Origin of the sequence: Rhizobium sp. NLR22b (genome assembly GCF_019685295.1) — a bacterium.
GTDB lineage: Bacteria > Pseudomonadota > Alphaproteobacteria > Rhizobiales > Rhizobiaceae > Rhizobium.
Genome location: NZ_JABDWM010000001.1, coordinates 758,059 through 774,209 on the forward strand (window position 1 = coordinate 758,059; position 16,151 = coordinate 774,209).

General features: G+C 61.7%; 20 protein-coding genes and 1 tRNA gene. 11 read left to right on the forward strand and 10 right to left on the reverse strand.

The annotated features are described in order from the left end of the window. Positions 1-6: 6 nt before the first annotated feature. The gene (locus HJC00_RS03640) at positions 7-1,032 is read right to left on the reverse strand and encodes a histone deacetylase family protein (protein ID WP_221163628.1); all 1,026 of its coding nucleotides are present in this window, start codon (positions 1,030-1,032) and stop codon (positions 7-9) included. Between the two features lie 147 nt (positions 1,033-1,179). On the opposite strand from HJC00_RS03640, the gene HJC00_RS03645 reads away from it, so the two are divergent. Then, the gene (locus HJC00_RS03645; RefSeq protein WP_221163629.1) at positions 1,180-1,791 is read left to right on the forward strand and encodes an HAD-IA family hydrolase; all 612 of its coding nucleotides are present in this window, start codon (positions 1,180-1,182) and stop codon (positions 1,789-1,791) included. Between the two features lie 15 nt (positions 1,792-1,806). Here the strand turns inward: HJC00_RS03645 and HJC00_RS03650 are convergent, their stop codons facing one another. Both HJC00_RS03650 and HJC00_RS03655 read right to left on the reverse strand, forming a co-directional pair. Beyond that, positions 1,807-2,325 (reverse strand): GNAT family N-acetyltransferase, encoded by a 519-nt coding sequence (locus tag HJC00_RS03650; RefSeq protein WP_221163630.1) that lies wholly within the window; start codon positions 2,323-2,325, stop codon positions 1,807-1,809. Positions 2,326-2,349: 24 nt separating this feature from the next. Next, positions 2,350-2,919: an XRE family transcriptional regulator gene (locus HJC00_RS03655; RefSeq protein WP_210629547.1), complete on the reverse strand. Its 570-nt coding sequence runs from the start codon at positions 2,917-2,919 to the stop codon at positions 2,350-2,352. Positions 2,920-3,056: 137 nt separating this feature from the next. Between HJC00_RS03655 and tenA the strand changes: the two genes are divergently transcribed. From tenA to HJC00_RS03675, 4 genes are all read left to right on the forward strand, one after another. Then, entirely contained in the window at positions 3,057-3,755 is a 699-nt protein-coding gene (tenA, locus tag HJC00_RS03660; RefSeq protein WP_221153570.1) for a thiaminase II, read from the forward strand. A 77-nt stretch (positions 3,756-3,832) separates the two neighbouring features. Next, positions 3,833-5,665 (forward strand): translation elongation factor 4, encoded by a 1,833-nt coding sequence (gene lepA / locus HJC00_RS03665; RefSeq protein ID WP_085776615.1) that lies wholly within the window; start codon positions 3,833-3,835, stop codon positions 5,663-5,665. A 57-nt stretch (positions 5,666-5,722) separates the two neighbouring features. Continuing rightward, positions 5,723-5,953: a type II toxin-antitoxin system CcdA family antitoxin gene (locus HJC00_RS03670; RefSeq protein ID WP_210629549.1), complete on the forward strand. Its 231-nt coding sequence runs from the start codon at positions 5,723-5,725 to the stop codon at positions 5,951-5,953. A gap of 87 nt (positions 5,954-6,040) precedes the next feature. Next, the gene (locus tag HJC00_RS03675; protein ID WP_210629550.1) at positions 6,041-6,340 is read left to right on the forward strand and encodes a CcdB family protein; all 300 of its coding nucleotides are present in this window, start codon (positions 6,041-6,043) and stop codon (positions 6,338-6,340) included. A 3-nt stretch (positions 6,341-6,343) separates the two neighbouring features. Here the strand turns inward: HJC00_RS03675 and HJC00_RS03680 are convergent, their stop codons facing one another. The 3 genes from HJC00_RS03680 to HJC00_RS03690 all read right to left on the reverse strand — a co-directional run bounded on the left by HJC00_RS03680 (position 6,344) and on the right by HJC00_RS03690 (position 8,173). Then, complete coding sequence (locus HJC00_RS03680) at positions 6,344-6,796, reverse strand: GFA family protein (RefSeq protein WP_210629551.1); 453 nt, start codon at positions 6,794-6,796, stop codon at positions 6,344-6,346. Positions 6,797-6,866: 70 nt separating this feature from the next. Continuing rightward, a complete protein-coding gene (locus HJC00_RS03685) occupies positions 6,867-7,424 on the reverse strand; it encodes a sugar O-acetyltransferase (protein ID WP_210629552.1) in 558 nt (185 codons plus the stop codon). A gap of 11 nt (positions 7,425-7,435) precedes the next feature. Further along, positions 7,436-8,173 carry a type 1 glutamine amidotransferase gene (locus tag HJC00_RS03690; protein WP_221163631.1) on the reverse strand — a complete coding sequence of 246 codons (738 nt, stop codon included), beginning with the start codon at positions 8,171-8,173 and terminating at the stop codon, positions 7,436-7,438. Between the two features lie 125 nt (positions 8,174-8,298). Here HJC00_RS03690 and HJC00_RS03695 point away from each other — a divergent pair, with 125 nt between their 5' ends. Further along, positions 8,299-8,592 carry a SelT/SelW/SelH family protein gene (locus tag HJC00_RS03695; RefSeq protein ID WP_210629554.1) on the forward strand — a complete coding sequence of 98 codons (294 nt, stop codon included), beginning with the start codon at positions 8,299-8,301 and terminating at the stop codon, positions 8,590-8,592. A 10-nt stretch (positions 8,593-8,602) separates the two neighbouring features. Here the strand turns inward: HJC00_RS03695 and HJC00_RS03700 are convergent, their stop codons facing one another. Then, positions 8,603-9,016 carry a BA14K family protein gene (locus HJC00_RS03700; RefSeq protein ID WP_210629555.1) on the reverse strand — a complete coding sequence of 138 codons (414 nt, stop codon included), beginning with the start codon at positions 9,014-9,016 and terminating at the stop codon, positions 8,603-8,605. Positions 9,017-9,185: 169 nt separating this feature from the next. Between HJC00_RS03700 and HJC00_RS03705 the strand changes: the two genes are divergently transcribed. After that, positions 9,186-9,270 (forward strand) — tRNA-Leu (locus HJC00_RS03705). A gap of 129 nt (positions 9,271-9,399) precedes the next feature. Here the strand turns inward: HJC00_RS03705 and HJC00_RS03710 are convergent. The 3 genes from HJC00_RS03710 to HJC00_RS03720 form a co-directional block, all read right to left on the reverse strand. Beyond that, positions 9,400-9,690, reverse strand: coding sequence for a DUF982 domain-containing protein (locus tag HJC00_RS03710; protein WP_221145690.1), 291 nt, complete (start codon positions 9,688-9,690; stop codon positions 9,400-9,402). A 183-nt stretch (positions 9,691-9,873) separates the two neighbouring features. After that, positions 9,874-10,206: a hypothetical protein gene (locus tag HJC00_RS03715; RefSeq protein ID WP_221163632.1), complete on the reverse strand. Its 333-nt coding sequence runs from the start codon at positions 10,204-10,206 to the stop codon at positions 9,874-9,876. Between the two features lie 61 nt (positions 10,207-10,267). Beyond that, entirely contained in the window at positions 10,268-11,878 is a 1,611-nt protein-coding gene (locus HJC00_RS03720; RefSeq protein ID WP_221163633.1) for a GumC family protein, read from the reverse strand. A 136-nt stretch (positions 11,879-12,014) separates the two neighbouring features. On the opposite strand from HJC00_RS03720, the gene HJC00_RS03725 reads away from it, so the two are divergent. The 4 genes from HJC00_RS03725 to HJC00_RS03740 all read left to right on the forward strand — a co-directional run. Further along, positions 12,015-13,064: a glycoside hydrolase family 5 protein gene (locus HJC00_RS03725; protein ID WP_221163634.1), complete on the forward strand. Its 1,050-nt coding sequence runs from the start codon at positions 12,015-12,017 to the stop codon at positions 13,062-13,064. Positions 13,065-13,066: 2 nt separating this feature from the next. Then, positions 13,067-14,347, forward strand: coding sequence for a hypothetical protein (locus tag HJC00_RS03730; RefSeq protein ID WP_210629560.1), 1,281 nt, complete (start codon positions 13,067-13,069; stop codon positions 14,345-14,347). Between the two features lie 54 nt (positions 14,348-14,401). Beyond that, positions 14,402-15,418, forward strand: a complete 1,017-nt coding sequence (locus tag HJC00_RS03735) for an acyltransferase (RefSeq protein ID WP_221163635.1) — start codon at positions 14,402-14,404, stop codon at positions 15,416-15,418. 312 nt (positions 15,419-15,730) lie between these two features. Further along, the coding region (locus HJC00_RS03740) for an ACT domain-containing protein (protein ID WP_221163636.1) at positions 15,731-16,151 on the forward strand (421 nt) is incomplete at its 3' end.

A 16,151-nucleotide genomic window follows, 5' to 3' on the forward strand; every position in this document is an offset into this window, starting at 1 on the left:
AAGCGATCAGGCTTCCAGGCCCTTGAGGACATTGGCGACGTTGAGGCCGATTTCCGGCACGCCGTAACCGCCCTCCATGCAGATGACGACGGGCAGGCCGGCGGCGGAGATCATCTCTCCCATGCGAATGAAATCTTCCGATTTCAGCTGGAAGAAGGAAATCGGGTCTCGCTCGAAGGTATCGACGCCGAGCGCCACAACGATCGCCTCGGCACCGAAGGCCTTGATGCGGGCGAGCGCATCGGCAAGGGCCGAAGACCAGACCTGCCAGCGCGTGTGGGGCGGCATCGGATAGTTGTGGTTGCTACCCGTGCCCTCTCCTTCGCCCTCTTCGTCGGCATGGCCGAGGAAATAGGGAAAGGCAAACATGGGGTCGCCATGCAGCGAAGCGGTGAAGACATCACCTCTGTGATAGAAGAGGTCCTGCGTGCCGTTGCCGTGATGGAAATCGACATCGAGCACGGCGACCTTCTTCGCACCGTGATCGATGAGCCGCTGGGCCGCGACGCCCGCATTGTTGATGAAACAATAGCCGCCGAAGAGATCGATGCCGGCATGATGGCCAGGCGGCCGGCAAAGCGCAAAGGCGAAACGGTTGCCGGCATTCAGCCAATCCGCGCCGGTGATGGCGCAACGCATCGAGGCGATCGCCGCTTCATAGGAGCCCTTGGTGATGGAGGTGTCGGCGGCATTGGCGTAATGGCCGATCGCGCCGACGATATTGTCGGGCACGCGCTGGCTGGTGCGGCGGACCGGGAAGGAATTGGCGATCGCCTCGCCCTCGAAGCCGGCCGCCACCCAGCGATCCCAGACGGTGGCGAGAAAATCGAGATAGGCGGGATCATGCACCTTTCGGGCCGTTTCCAGCCCATGCGCATCCGGCGCTGCGACATCGGCAAAACCCGCTTCCTTGACCGCCGCCAGGATCCACTCGGCCCGAAACGGCGCCTCGAAGGGCGTCACCAGTTGGCCGGCATAGAGCTCCGTCCTGGCGTCGCGCAGCTTGTGGTCTTCGGAATAGATGACGCGCATTTCAGATCCTGTCCTTGAACGAAAATCGATCGGCGAGATCGACACTTACATGGAGCGGAGCCGACAAAAAAGCGGCATGGCGCTCTTGATTGCCCAAGCAAACGAAGCCACCTTCGGCCCCCGTTCCGGAGCGAGGGAATCTGCCGCATGAAAGTGTTGATGGTCGATGTCGATGGCGTGCTCGTTCATGGGCGTCCGGCCGACGGCCTCCCTCTCTTCACGTTTCTGGAACGCGATCTGGGACTTAGTCTCGAACTGCTGCAGCGGGAATTCTTCCAGACTCACTGGGGCGAGATCATCGCTGGCTGCGAGGCCCTGGAGCCGAGGCTCGCCCAACTGTTGGCAAAAATCGCGCCTCATCTCAGCGCCGCGACGCTGATCGATCACTGGTTTGAAAACGATTGCCGCATCGACCGCAATCTCTTGGGAGAACTTGTCGCGCTTCGACACAGCGGTGTCACGCTCTTCTTGGCGACCAACCCGGAGCACAGGCGGGCGCGTTATCTGATGGAACAGGCCGGCCTTGGCGCGCATTTCGACGACATCCTCTATTCCGCAGCCCTCGGGCACAGGAAACCTTCGCTGGACTTCTTCAGGCTTGCAACCGAGCGCGCGGGCGTGCTGCCCGGTGACATCGCCTTCATCGATGATACGGCGGAAAATGTCGAAGCCGCGCGGCAGTTCGGCTGGAATGCGGCGCAATGGACAGCGGGCGCTACAGTTGCGTGCGCGTTTCCGGCATTCGGCCAGCTGGTTTGAGCCGATCTGGCGCAATCAGGCGAGCCGCTTGTAGAACAAGGTGGTGTCGCAAAAGCCGCCTTCCGGCCACAGAGCATAATCGGGGATAACGCCGACGCGCTGCCAGCCCAGGCGGGGATAGATCGCCTCGGCATCGCTGCCGGTTGCCGTATCGAGCACGAGCAGGGTCTTGCCGCGCGCGGCCGCCTCGCGTTCAGCGGCTTGCATCAGCAGCCGGGCGAGGCCGCGCCCGCGGGCGGAACGATGCACCAGGAGCTTCTTCAGATCGCCGCGATGCGGCTGGTTCGGCATCTGCGCAGCACCGACCTGCACCGTGCCGACGATCCGGCCATCGAGTTCGGCGACAACAAGCAGGCTGCCGCCGCCGGCAACCGCATCGGCAACGTCCAGCCAATAGCGCTCGGCATCTTCAGGTCCATAGGGCAGCATGAAGCCGACGGAGGCTCCGCCCGTGACGCAATCGGCCAGCACCTCCGAGAGGGCCGGAATGGCAGCGCGGGCCTCCTCGGCGGAAAGGATGCGAATGTCAGACATGTTCTTCTCCTGAAATGAAGGTCGTCATCGGCCGCCGCGATCGAGCACGACGCAATAGCGCGCCGGCGCATGACCCGGGTTATGAAAGGAATGGCCCTCGCCGACGGGCATGAAAAGGCAATCGCCTGGACGCAGCCGGTAGACCGCCTCACCCGCCGTCATCTCCAACTCGCCGTCGAAGAGCCAGACATGTTGCGTCATGTCATGGGATGCCGCATGCGGTGGGAAGCTGACGCGAGCGCCGGGTGGAAATTCGACTTCGACGATATCGACGGCAGAGCCGGTGCCGGGCGCCGATACCGCGCGCCTGAGATAACCGGTCTCCGGATCACGCCAGACCTGCTGCTCCTGCCGTCGTGCCAGCGGCGAGGCCTGCTGCCCCTCCTCTGCAAAGAAGGCTGACAGCGACAGGCCGAGCGCGGCACAGACCCTTGCCAGCAGCGAGGCGGTCGGGCTCGCCTCCGCCCGCTCGATGCGCGAGATCATCGCGCGGCTGACGCCCGACGCCTCGGCAAGCTCATCCAGCGTCAGGCCCTTTTGCAGCCGCAATGTGCGAATGCGGATACCGATCGCCTGTTCGAGTTCCCGTTCCATCGCCGATCCATTATTCTACTATATGAGAAATACATTATCTCATGATGGAATCAAGCCTCCGTCGATGCTTCATCTCGCTTGCCTTCACCGCCGCGCCGCCGATATATGGCAGCGGCGCTTGCAGAGCGGAGGACCTCATGGACGGCAGCATGCATAACACCGAAATCACGGGAAGCTTCACGGCCGCCGCCTGGGAGCGGATCAAGCCTCTTATGGCCGAGATCGAGCAACTGCCGCTCCTGGAACGGCTTTCGGACGGCACGCTGCCCCCGGAGGTTTTCCGTCACTATATCCTGCAGGACGCAATCTATCTGAAGCATTATGCCCGGTGCCTCGCCATCGTCGCGGCAAAGGCGCCCGACAATGCACAGGTGCTGCGCTTCCTCGGTTCGGCGCAGAAGGCCATCACCGTCGAGCAGGGCCTGCATGCGGGCTTCCTCTCGCAATTCGGCATTTCGAGCGCGGACGTGACGGCCGCCGAGCCCTCGCCTTCCTGCTTCGCCTATACGAATTTCCTTCTGGCGACCGCCTATCACAGCTCCTATGCCGTTGCGCTTTCGGCCATCCTGCCCTGCTTCTGGATCTACATGCATGTCGGCGAAGGCATCAAAGGCAGGCCGGCAATCGATGGCAATGTCTTCCAGGCCTGGATCAACACCTATGGCGATCCGCAATTTGCAGCCGGCGCCCGCGAGGTGATCGCGCTGACCGATATCGCCGCACGCGCCGCATCGGAGACGGAACGTGCCGCGATGATGGACGTTTTCGTGCGCGCCTCGCAATATGAATGGATGTTCTGGGATTCGGCCTGGCGGCTGGAGACCTGGCCGATCTGACACGCTGGCCGCGGACCCGCAAAATAGCGTAAATTCGGGGATAATTACCGCTTTGCGGCAGGGGGCGGCGCTGCTATATGGCGCGCATGAGCACCAATTCGACCACTCCGCTGTCCCATATCCGCAACTTCTCGATCGTGGCCCATATCGACCACGGCAAATCGACGCTGGCCGACCGCCTGATCCAGACGACGGGCGGACTTGCCGAGCGCGAAATGTCCGAGCAGGTGCTCGACAATATGGAGATCGAGCGTGAGCGCGGCATCACCATCAAGGCCCAGACCGTGCGCCTGCACTACCAGGCAAACAACGGCGAGAAATACATTCTCAACCTGATCGACACGCCCGGCCACGTCGACTTTGCCTATGAAGTCTCGCGGTCGCTGTCAGCATGCGAAGGCTCGCTGCTCGTCGTCGACGCCAGCCAAGGCGTCGAAGCGCAGACGCTCGCCAACGTCTACCAGGCGATCGACAACAACCACGAACTCGTCACCGTCCTCAACAAGATCGACCTGCCGGCCGCCGAACCCGACCGCATCAAGGAACAGATCGAGGAAGTGATCGGTATCGACGCTTCCGAGGCCGTGCTGATCTCGGCCAAGACCGGCCTCGGCATTCCCGACGTGCTGGAAGCGATCGTCCATAAGCTGCCGGCGCCGAAGAGCCCGGGCGGCGAGAAGGCGCCGCTGAAGGCGCTGCTCGTCGACAGCTGGTACGACACCTATCTCGGCGTCATGGTTCTCGTGCGCGTCATCGACGGCGTGCTGACCAAGGGCCAGACGATCCGCATGATGGGCACCGATGCGAAATATCAGGTGGAGCGCGTCGGCGTGCTGACGCCGAAGATGGTCAATGTCGACAGCCTCGGCCCCGGCGAGATCGGCTTCATCACCGCCTCGATCAAGGAAGTGGCCGATACGCGTGTCGGCGATACGATTACCGAAGACAAGCGCCCGACCGCGGAAGCCCTGCCGGGCTTCAAGCCGGCGCAGCCGGTCGTCTTCTGCGGCCTTTTTCCGGTCGATGCCGCCGATTTCGAAGACCTGCGCGCCGCCATGGGCAAGCTTCGCCTCAACGACGCCTCCTTCTCCTTCGAGATGGAATCGTCGGCAGCCCTCGGCTTCGGCTTCCGCTGCGGCTTCCTCGGCCTGCTGCATCTCGAAATCATCCAGGAGCGCCTGGAGCGTGAGTTCGACCTCGACCTCATCGCCACCGCGCCTTCCGTAGTCTATCAGCTGACGATGACCGACGGCAGCGAGCGCGAACTGCACAATCCGGCCGATATGCCCGATGTCGTCAAGATTGCCGAAATCCGCGAGCCCTGGATCAAGGCGACGATCATGACGCCGGACGATTATCTCGGCGGCATCCTGAAGCTCTGCCAGGACCGCCGCGGCATCCAGACCGAGCTGACCTATGTCGGCACCCGGGCGATGGTGACCTACGAACTGCCGCTCAACGAGGTGGTCTTCGACTTCTACGACCGGCTGAAATCGATCTCCAAGGGCTACGCATCCTTCGACTATCACCTCGAAGGCTACCGCGCAGGCAACCTCGTGAAGATGTCGATCCTTGTCAATGGCGAGCCGGTCGATGCGCTCTCGATGCTCGTGCATCGCATGGCAGCCGAAAAGCGCGGCCGCGACATGTGCGAGCGGCTGAAGGAGCTGATCCCGAAGCACATGTTCAAGATCCCGATCCAGGCGGCGATCGGCGGCAACGTCATTGCCCGCGAGACCATCTCGGCCCTGCGCAAGGATGTGACGGCCAAGTGCTACGGCGGCGACGCCACCCGCAAGCGCAAGCTGCTCGACAAGCAGAAGGAAGGCAAGAAGCGCATGCGCCAGTTCGGCAAGGTGGAGATTCCGCAGGAAGCCTTCATCGCCGCGCTCAAGATGGGCGATGAATAACGCTTCTCAATGACGTCTTATGCGCATATGATTTGCGCATAAGACGAGGAGATCGTTATGGGTCATCAGGCGAGAAAAGCAGCGAATCTTTCACTTGATGAAGGCCTCGTTTCCCAGGCCCGCGAGCTCAAGATCAACATATCCAGGGCGGCGGAAGAAGGTATCGCGAAAGCGATAAAGGCGGAACGCGAGCGGCTGTGGCGGATCGAGAACGCCGAGGCGATCCGGCTCGAAAACGAATATGTCGAAAAACACGGCCTGCCGCTCGCCAAGTACCGTCAGTTTTAGAGCGGTTCAGTTTTTCATTGAAGCGCAGTCTTGTATTACGCAATTCCTGACGGAAAACCCGCTTCACACTTTTCCTGGAATTGCTCCATGGCACGCTTTCACGTCTATCGCCTGAAAAGTGGGAATGTCCTTGCCGTCGACCTTCAAGCCAATCTGCTTGACGATCTGCCTTCAAGAGTCATGGTTCCTTTGCATCCAGTCCAGGAATTGACTTGGACGATCTCGCGACTGAACCCACGCTTTCTCATTGAGAATGAACCATACGTGATGGCCACCCAGCGCATGGCGTCTGTCCCGACATCGGAAATTGGAGAAGCCGTCACAGATCTATCGGGCAAAAGCGATGCCATCATCGGCGCCATGGACTTTCTCTTCCAAGGCTTCTGAGCCTTATCCCCTGCTCATATACTCCTTCACCAACCCCTCATAGGCGTCCATCTCGGGTAGCGCTTCGTAACTATACACCGCTCCTGTCTCGGCAAACGACAGCTTCTCGCTCGTCCATGTCTCGATGAAGGGCGTGAACCAGCTCGGGTCGTCGAGCATGGTGACGCGCAGATTGACGAACCAGTCCATGCCTTCCGGCCGGGTGAACATCCAGCTCATGCAATGCGGGCAGAAATAATGCTTGGTGGCGCCGTGCAGCCCGCCGATAACAGGCGCGCCCTTGGTAACCTCGAAGCCCTCGCTGGGGATGGCAGCACTCAGCGAGTAGGCGCTCGCCGTCATCTTCTGGCAGCCCGTGCAATGGCAGGCCATGGTGAGCAGCGGCGGAGCGCTGATCTTCAAGCGCACCCGGCCGCAACGGCAGCCGCCTTCCATGGGCAAATTCGGTGATGTCATGATATCTCTCCCCTTCCGTCCCCTGATCTAGCGGAGGCGGCGTCATTGTCGAGAGTCCTAGACGCGTATCTCAAACGCGGTTTATCGGACGCGCGGGATTGCCAACCACCGTTGCGCCCGTCGGCACATCCTTCGTCACCACGGCACCAGCACCGACGATCGAGCCATCGCCAATCGTCACGCCACCGAGAATGATGGCGCCGCCGCCGATCCAGACGTCGCTGCCGATTGCGACCGGCCGGGCGATCTCGATCCCCGCGCCGCGAAGCGCAGGGTCATTGTGATGCTCGGCGCAATAGATCTGCACGCCGGGGCCGAACATGGTGCGATCGCCGATCGTCACGCTGCCGGAATCGAGGATGGTGCAGCCGGCATTGACATAGACGCGCTCGCCGAGAACGATATTGATGCCATAGGAGCAGTGAAACGGCGCTTCGATAAAGATATCGGAGGCGGCCCGTGCAAAAAGCGCGCTGAGGGCGGGGGCAGCGGGGCCGCGCTCGTCCGGCGGCAGCGTATTGTGGGCGTGGACGGCGAGCCGCGCCTGCCGGCGCAGGTGATCGAGCTCATCGTCAAGGCAGCAATACCACTCACCCGCCGCCATCTTCTCGCGTTCGCTTAGTGTCATCGCATTGCCCTTCAAGCCGGGACCTGCGACAGCATCTCGACCTCTTGCTGTTCGATCTGCCCGACCCAGGCACGGGCGATGGCAAGGCCAGCGGCATCGGCGTCACCAGCATGCCGCGCAGTCAGCTCGGCATAGCTTTCCAGCCAGCCGGGCGCGATGCGTTCTATCGTGTCAGGGAATTCCGCCTTCCACTGCTCGACAACCATTCTATCGGCCTCGAAATGAAATTGGGTGCCGTAGACGGCGCGGCCGATGCGGAAGGCCTGATTTTCGGCGACAGCGCTTGTCGCGAGACGAACGGCGCCTGCAGGCAGGGAAAAGGTGTCGGCATGCCACTCGAAGATGGTGAATTCGCCGCCAAGCCCCGAGAGCAGCGGATCGGCCCGGCCTTCATCGGTGACGTCGATGCTGTGCCAGCCGAATTCGCGGGCGGTTCCGAGATGGTTGTCGGCGCCATAGGCGCGCGCAAGAATCTGGCTGCCGAGGCAGATGCCGAGCACGGCCTTGCCGGCATCGCCGAAACGGCGCGCGAGCCGGGCGAGCTCCGGCAGATAGGGATGCGTCTCGTCATCCAGCGCGCTTTGCTCGCCGCCGAGAACGACCAGCGCGTCATGACCGGATATGTCTTTCGGCAGGATGCCATCCCGCCAGACCCGGAACCACTCGATCTCAGCACCCGCCTCGTCGAGCGCCGTGGCAAGCGCGCCGAGGCCGGTGTTGCGCATATTTTCGACGACTGCGACTCGCATAGGTTCTCCCCGGTGGTCGGCAGGAAGAGACCATGCCGAAGAACGGCGCGCAAGATGCTTGCGCATGTGCGATTGCGTCCGCACGCCGCAAGGGCTTAAATCACGCCAAACGAAAGGAAAACGCCATGACCGAAAAAGCCCGCGTCTCGATCCTCTACTGCACCCAGTGCAACTGGCTGCTGCGCGCCGCCTGGATGGCGCAGGAGCTGTTGAGCACCTTTTCCGACAGTCTCGGCGAGGTGGCGCTGATCCCGGGCACCGGCGGCAATTTCGAAATCCGCATCAATGGGGATCTCCTCTGGGAGCGTAAGCGCGACGGCGGCTTTCCCGGGCCGAAGGAGCTCAAGCAACGCGTCCGCGACATCATCGAGCCCGGCCGCGATCTCGGCCATGTCGACCGCGTGTCGCACGAAAGCTGATCAAGCTCGCTCAGCGATAGGGCGAGCGGCAGACCCTGTAGACGCCTTCATAGGTGAGGAAGTGATCCGTCCGCGGATTATAAGAACGGTATTCATTGGTGCACCAGGCGATGTGCTTATTCACCTGCTTCGGCTGCACACGGGGCACCGGCGGCGGATCATAGGTGAGCTGCGGCCGCCCCGCCGCGCCCGGCAGGTAATAGGTCGGCCCCGCGCCCCTCGGACGGTAATTTGGCTGAACATACGCGGGGCGATGCCATTGCTGCGGCCCGAAGCCGAAGCAGCCACGAAAATCGCAGAGCGTCGATCCCGTGTTGACCGAGCCGAGGCCAGGCCTACCCACATTCAGCGAATCGGCGGCTGCCATTGCGGGCGACAGAACGGCCAAGAGGCTGGCGAGCAGAAGCGTGCGAGGAGCGGGCATGACGCATTTCCTTTCGATATTCTCTTTATATAGGGCGCGCCGGCGACAGCGCTATGCCGGCCGGGCCCGCACTCCTCCCGATGCGAGACGCAGTTTTTTGCCAACTGTCAGGAAAACTTCAAAAACCCAGTTGACAGTCATGAGCCGCCCCCTTACATCGCTCTCCGTCGCCCAGATGGCGGAATTGGTAGACGCGCAGGTTTCAGGTACCTGTGCCGCGAGGCGTGGAGGTTCGAGTCCTCTTCTGGGCACCATTTCCTTTTGATCGCTGCCAAGATCAAATATCAAATCTTTCCAAAATTACGCGTTTGGCTCTGTTGACAGAGGCCATCCACGTGCTTGTCTGGATACCGGTTCGAGGAGCGGTGCAGGTTGAAGCCCTGTCACGCCGCCATATGGGGGGTCGTCTTCCCGCTATCCGATATGACCGACAAAGCCGTAATGCCGGCTTCCCTGGCGGCGCGAAGAAGCAATTCCCTCAATTCCTCCAAGCCGGCCTCCCCGGCGATGGCATCGTCGCAAGCCTTTACGGCCGCGACATATTCCTCTCCATCGTCGAACGGCCAATCTATTATCAGAACTTCGGCTGCGTCTCGGAGCGTCTTGACGACCCTTCGCCGGCCGCCAAGAAAGAGGACAAGAGGCGCAAAATTCGCCGATGCGTTCCATTGCATGACACTTTCTCCCAAAAGGTTAGAATATTAGTAATGATGCAAGAAGCGTGCCGGGGAGCGGAGGCACGTTCGTTGCCCGATCGAGCAGCGGTTCGTGAATGATCTCGGCAAGAGATGAAATCTTTCGGGGCTCGGGGACAAACCGGCCGAGCTGCATGTCTTCTCCGAGAAAGGCGATTGGCCTTACCGCACCGGCTGGTAATGGCCGCGGAGCGGAACCTTTCCGCCCATGGTGACGAAGCCGTCGCGCTCGCAGACATACATCAGCGTCGGCATGCCGCCTGAGCGGAAGATATCGTCATAACGGCGGCGGAGCTGGACGGTCTCGGTGCGGCAATTATAGGATTCCTCTTCCTTCTTGTCCGGCTGCGCCTTGACGCCGGGAAGGCCCTTGTAGGGGTAGAGGGGTTGAACAGCCGAATCCACGGATTTCGTCCAATCGACAGCGAGGGCTGACGCCGGGGCGAGGCTGGACAGGACGCCGAGCCATATCAGAAGCATCATCAACAGCCGCATGGGAATTCTCCTGCCGGCGACAAAGCGCTTCTGCTCCATGTAGGAAAATCGACGGCGCGCATCAAGCCGCCGCGGCGGGCGATTTCCTGAAATAGCCTCTGATGACGGGGTGGCCGAAGAGACCGGCGAGGATGGCAAAGGCGGCACCGACGAAGAACCCGGCGAGGAAGCCGCCGATGACGCCGGCGACCATCAGGATCTTCTTTCCCGGGCCGTCGGCCTTGACCGGCGGCTCGGCAGGCGAGATGACGCGGATGTTGCTCTGGCTGAGGTTCTGTTCCTCGCTCGTCTGGCTCGAGCGCTTGAGCACCGTTTCGTAGATATCGCGCGCCGCCGTCGCCTTGCGCTGCAATTCGTTCAGTTCCACCTGCTTGTCGGAGACGGTTGCCTGCAGCGCCTTCTGAACGCCAAGCTCCTTGGCAATGCTGTCCTCAGCGGCCTTGGCCTGCTCATATTCGCCCTTTGCCGAGGTGGCGAGGCGCTGCAATTCGCCCCTGATTTCGCCTGCTATGCTCTGCAGCGAGGAGCGCGCCGCCTGCAGGCGCGGATGACGCGTGCCCATCTGGCTTTCGAGGCTGCCGACGGCGGCGGCCTGGGCAGCATATTGCTGACGCAGGCTGACGAGCGGCGAGGTGCCGCCGCCCTCCGCCTGGTTGCCGGCAACGATATCTTCGACGCGCAGATTGGCGACGGCATCGGCGCGGGCCTTCGCCTGGATGGTCTTTTCCTGCGCCGTCACCAAGAGCGTGTTCAGCGAGACGAGGCGCTGGTCGGAGATCAGGTTGCCTTCGGTCGCGGCCATGTCGTTGTCGGCCCGGAAGGTTTCGACCGCCTGCTCGGCCTCCAGCACCTTCTGGCGCAGGTCGGCAAGGCGTCCGTCAAGCGTCGAGGAAGTGTTTTCGTAGAGGCCGTTCGAGGCGCTGTTTTCCTCCTCGGTAAAGGAGGTGACCACCTGGTTGGCAAGCCGTGCCGATTTTTCCGGATCGTTGGTCGTCGCGGCGAGCGAAACGACATAGGTGCCGGTCTGGCGGGTAATAACAAGCGCCTTCTGCAGGGCGCCGATCACGGCCGCGCCATCCGTCCTGCCGCCGTTAAATTCCGGATCCTGGTCGAGCTTCATCGCCTCGACGACGCGGCGCAGCACGTTGCCCGAGGTCAGAATCTGCACCTGGCTGTCGATCAGCGCCGAGATCATTTCCGGCGATGGGCCCGAAGATTGCGCGCCGGCCTCGGCAAGGCCGATCTGACGCGGATCGAAATAAAGGCTGCTGACGGCTGTGAATTTCTGGCCGATCAGCGGCGCCACCACGCCGCCCCCGACGGCTCCAAAAACGGCCAGCACAAGCACCACCAATCGGCGGCTCCAGATCGCCGCGATGCTGGAGCGGAGGTCGAGAAGCGGAGCGGCGGGCGCGGATGTGTTCTGCAGCGGCACATTGGCGGCGGCCGGTTCGACGGCAGCGGGCGCCGGCGGCTCGGATCGACGGATTTCTGCAACCCGTGCCGAGGGCGGCACGAAAGGCGGAGGGGCTGGCTCGGGTTCGGGACGGGCGAAATCATCCGGACGAACGACGGGACTGCGCGGACGAACGCCTTCCGACGCAGTCGGAGACGGCTCGTAACTCCGCCAGCCGGGCAGCCGGCTTACCCTGTTCCTGTCATACTGGCTCATACGCGCACTCGTGTTCCGCCCAGCGTGAAAGACTGAAGCCGAGGTGCCGAGACTTTAGAAATTCTTAGCTAACGGACCGTTAAGATAGGCGCAGCGACGTCGATGTCGCGATGTTGCCGTGAGTGCGAGGATAGCCATGAAGACGACACGACATCTGATGGCGCTGCTGCTTGCGGCCGCCCTCATGCCGTCGCCAGTCTTTGCGGCCGGCGCGCCGTGTTATCGCGGTGTCAATCTTTCCGGCGGCGAATATAGCGAGCGCGGCGCCATCTACGGCACGAACTACATCTATCCGAGCGAGCAGACGATCCGCTATTTCGCCAAGAAGGGCATGACGATCATTCGGCTGCCCTTCCGCTGGGAGCGGCTGCAGCCGGCGCTAGGCGGGCGGCTGGACGAGGACGAATTCAAGCGGATCAAGGATACGGTCGGCCTGATCCGAAAGCAGGGCATGGCCGTTCTGCTCGACCCGCATAATTTCGGCTATTACGATAAGGCGCAGATCGGCAACCCGCCGGCGACGGACGCCGCATTCGCCGACTTCTGGGCAAGGCTCGCGGTCGAATTCGCCAATCAGGACGGCGTTCTCTTCGGCCTGATGAACGAGCCGCACGACATCAAGGCCACCGACTGGCTCGATGCCGCCAACGCGGCGATCCGCGCCATCCGCGCCGTCGGCGCTCGCAACCTTATCCTCGTGCCAGGCACCGCCTGGAGCGGCGCTCACAGCTGGGAGGAGGATGTGATCGGCGGCGCCAACGCTACGGTGATGCTCGGCGTGCGCGATCCGCTCGATTTCTACGCTTACGAGGTCCACCAATATCTCGACGTCGATTCGTCGGGAACCCATGCCACCTGCGAAGGCGCCGCCACCGCGGTCGAGGCCATCGCCGGCGTCACCGCCTGGCTGAAGCGGAACCATAAACGCGGCTTTCTCGGCGAATTCGGCGGCTCCGCCGATAAGGACTGCATGAGCGGCCTGACCAAGATCTACGCGACCATGTCCGACAATAGCGATGTCTGGCTCGGCTGGTCCTATTGGGCGGCGGGCGAATGGTGGCCGGCGGACGAACCTTTCAACGTTCAGCCGGGCAAGGGCCCCGAGCGACCGCAGATGCGGCTTCTCGCCGCGTCGGCGAAAGCGGACGCCGGCGCCTGCACCGCCGTCAAGCCTGCGGGGAACTGACCGTGGCGACAGTCGATCAGAAGGCAGCGACTTTCACCGTGGCGGGCAACCGCATCGAGGCGGCCGGGGGGACGTCGCGCATCGACCATCCAGTGCTCTGGCTCGGCCTGCTTTCGATGCTCTATAACGGCATTCTCGCCTTCATCAACCACAACATCATGCCGCTGTCGATGACGCATGTCGCCGCCAGCGAAGGCCTGATTCTGGCAAGCGCAATCATCTACATCCTTCATAAGGGGATCTACGAGACGGATCTGCCGGCCTTCCTGTTCCTGCTGTTCACGCTTGTCGTGACCATCTATGTCAGCGTGCTCAATCGCATGCCGTTCGTCGATCATTTCCGCAACGTGCTGATCATCTTCTGCTTTACCGGCCTCGGCGGCTGGAGCAACGAGAGAACGATGAAGCTGGCCTTCCGCTGGGCAAGCCTTACGGTGCTGATCTTCCTGATCTTCGAGATCGTCAGCGTGCCCTTCTATGTCAGCATCGTGCATCCGTCCGATTATTTCGCCAATACGCGCGGGCTGCTGCCGCTGAGCTACAACACGACAGGCCTGTTCCAGAACGCGCTGGGCTTTCCCGAGCGATTTTCCTTCGGCATCATCGACCATCGCTCGTCGTCGATCTTCCTCGAACAGGTGTCGCTTGCCAATTTTTGCGGCGTGATCGCGATCTACCTGATTTCCATGTGGGAAAGACTGGGGCGCTGGGACCGGCTGCTCTTCATCAGCACGGCGGTGCTGATCCTGGTGACGAACGACACGCGCACAATGCTGATCTTCTGTTTTGCCTGCATCGTCGGCTATTTCGTCTTTCCGAAGATCCCGCGGAATCTCAATCTGGCGCTGATGCCGCTGATCGTCGCCGCGGGCTTCATCGTCTATACCCTCAAACCGAATGCGACGGGTGACAATTTCACCGGCCGCATCAACCTGACGATGAAGAAGATCATGGAGCTCGATCCGCTCGCCGTTCTCGGGCTTTCGGTCGACAGGGTCGCCGAGTTCGCCGACAGCGGCTACGTCTATCTGATCTACGCGGCGACGATCTTCGGCGTCGTCGCCCTCTGGCTGTTCGTCTGCCTGTTCCCTGCCGGCCGTACGGCGGCGCAGCGGCGTTGCGCCCATTCACTTTCTCTTTTCATTTTTCTGAATATGATGATCGGGGGCACCGCCGTTTTCTCGATGAAGATTGCCGGCCTCTTGTGGTTCGTCGTCGGATATATGCGCTTCCACGACAGCCCGCGCATCCGGCAGGGTCGTGCGGCAGATGTACTGAGTTGACCGCAGCGGCACGGTGGAAACCGGCGTCCGCGAGCTCGAGGAGCAAGACATCAGATGCTTGTCCAGCTTCAATATCTGCGCGCGGTTGCGGCGCTGATGGTCGTTTATTTCCATGCAATATTGCAGCTGGCCAAGGTCAATCCCGCCGTCGACGCCACGGCTTTTCTTTATGGCGAAACCGGCGTCGACATCTTCTTCGTGCTCAGCGGCTTCGTGATGTGGCTGACGACGAGCGGGCGGGCGATCCGCCCCATCGATTTCGCCCGCCGCCGCATCAGGAGGATCGTCCCGCTCTACTGGCTGGCAACCTTGTTTTCGGCTGTCGTGGCGCTTGCTGCCCCCTCACTGCTCAAATCCACGGTGTTCGACCTTCCGCATCTCATTGCCTCGCTGCTGTTCCTGCCATGGGCCAATGCCGCCGATCCCGGCACGATCACCCCCGTTGTCGTGCCGGGCTGGACGCTGAATTACGAAATGTTCTTCTATTTCGTGTTTGCACTGCTGCTGCCGCTCTCGGAAACCCGCCGGATTCCGGTGATGTTTGCCGTCTTTGCCGTCATCCTGATTGCCTGCCGGCTGCTTCCGGAATCAACGGCCACCCGGTTCTACGGCGAGCCGATCATGCTGGAATTTCTTGCCGGCGTCGTGCTCGGCTGGCTTTACCGGCAGAAGGTGCTTCTGCCGAACCGCTGGGCATGGGCGGCACTGGCCACGGGTTTTGTGTTCCTCGTCGTCAACGAAGCGCTGATGCCGCCGGAGAGCCGGTTCTACGCCTGGGGCATCCCGGCGATCTTCATCCTCTACGGCGCTGTTTCCATCGACTTTTCCCGTCTGCCGGTTCTGGGATGGCTGAACTATCTCGGCGACTGCTCCTACAGCATCTATATCACCCACGCCTTCACCCTCGCTTTCCTGAGGGTGGCTTCGGACCGCCTGCCGATCGTTATCCTGCAGCAACCGGTGCTCTTCGTGATCCTGGCGCTGGTGCTTTCGTCAATCGGCGGCGCAATCGTCCATGAAATCACCACGCCGCGCCGGAAGGTGGCCGTGGCAGGCAGGCCGCCGGCCTAGATGTGAACCTTCGGATTCAATTTCCGCCCTTCACATGCTTGGTTTCCCGCCTCTCGATGTCGCATATTGCTCATCAGCTTTCAGCGACATGCTTTAATTTCATCCACTGAAGGCGAGAATACACATCCGGACGGCGCTGGCGGTGCGGCGTTGAGCGACTTCTCCTAAGCCGATACGGCCATGAGAGAACTTGCTGGAACGTGATGGTTTATCTTGCAATTTGTCGCATGAATGAAAGTGCGCCGGCCTATTCGCGGCACGGGCTTTGATTTAAGCACGGGCTGCGGCCTCCAAGAGGGAAGAGGGAGAGACATGAGAAGCTATGTATTGACGGTATCCTGCAAATCGACGCGCGGCATCGTTGCGGCGATTTCGAGCTATCTGGCCGACAAAGGCTGCAACATCATCGACTCCAGCCAGTTCGACGACCTCGATACCGGCAGGTTCTTCATGCGCGTCAGCTTCATTTCGGAAGAGGGACTGTCGGGCTCCGCCATCAGCGCCGATTTTGCCGCCGTCGCCGCGCCCTTCGAGATGGATTACGACTTCCACGACAGCGAGAGCCGCATGAAGGTGCTGCTGATGGTGTCGCGTTTCGGCCATTGCCTCAACGACCTGCTCTACCGCTGGAAGATCGGGGCGCTGCCGATCGACATCGTCGGCGTCGTCTCCAACCATTTCGATTACCAGAAGGTCGTCGTCAACCACGACATCCCCTTCCACCACATCAAGG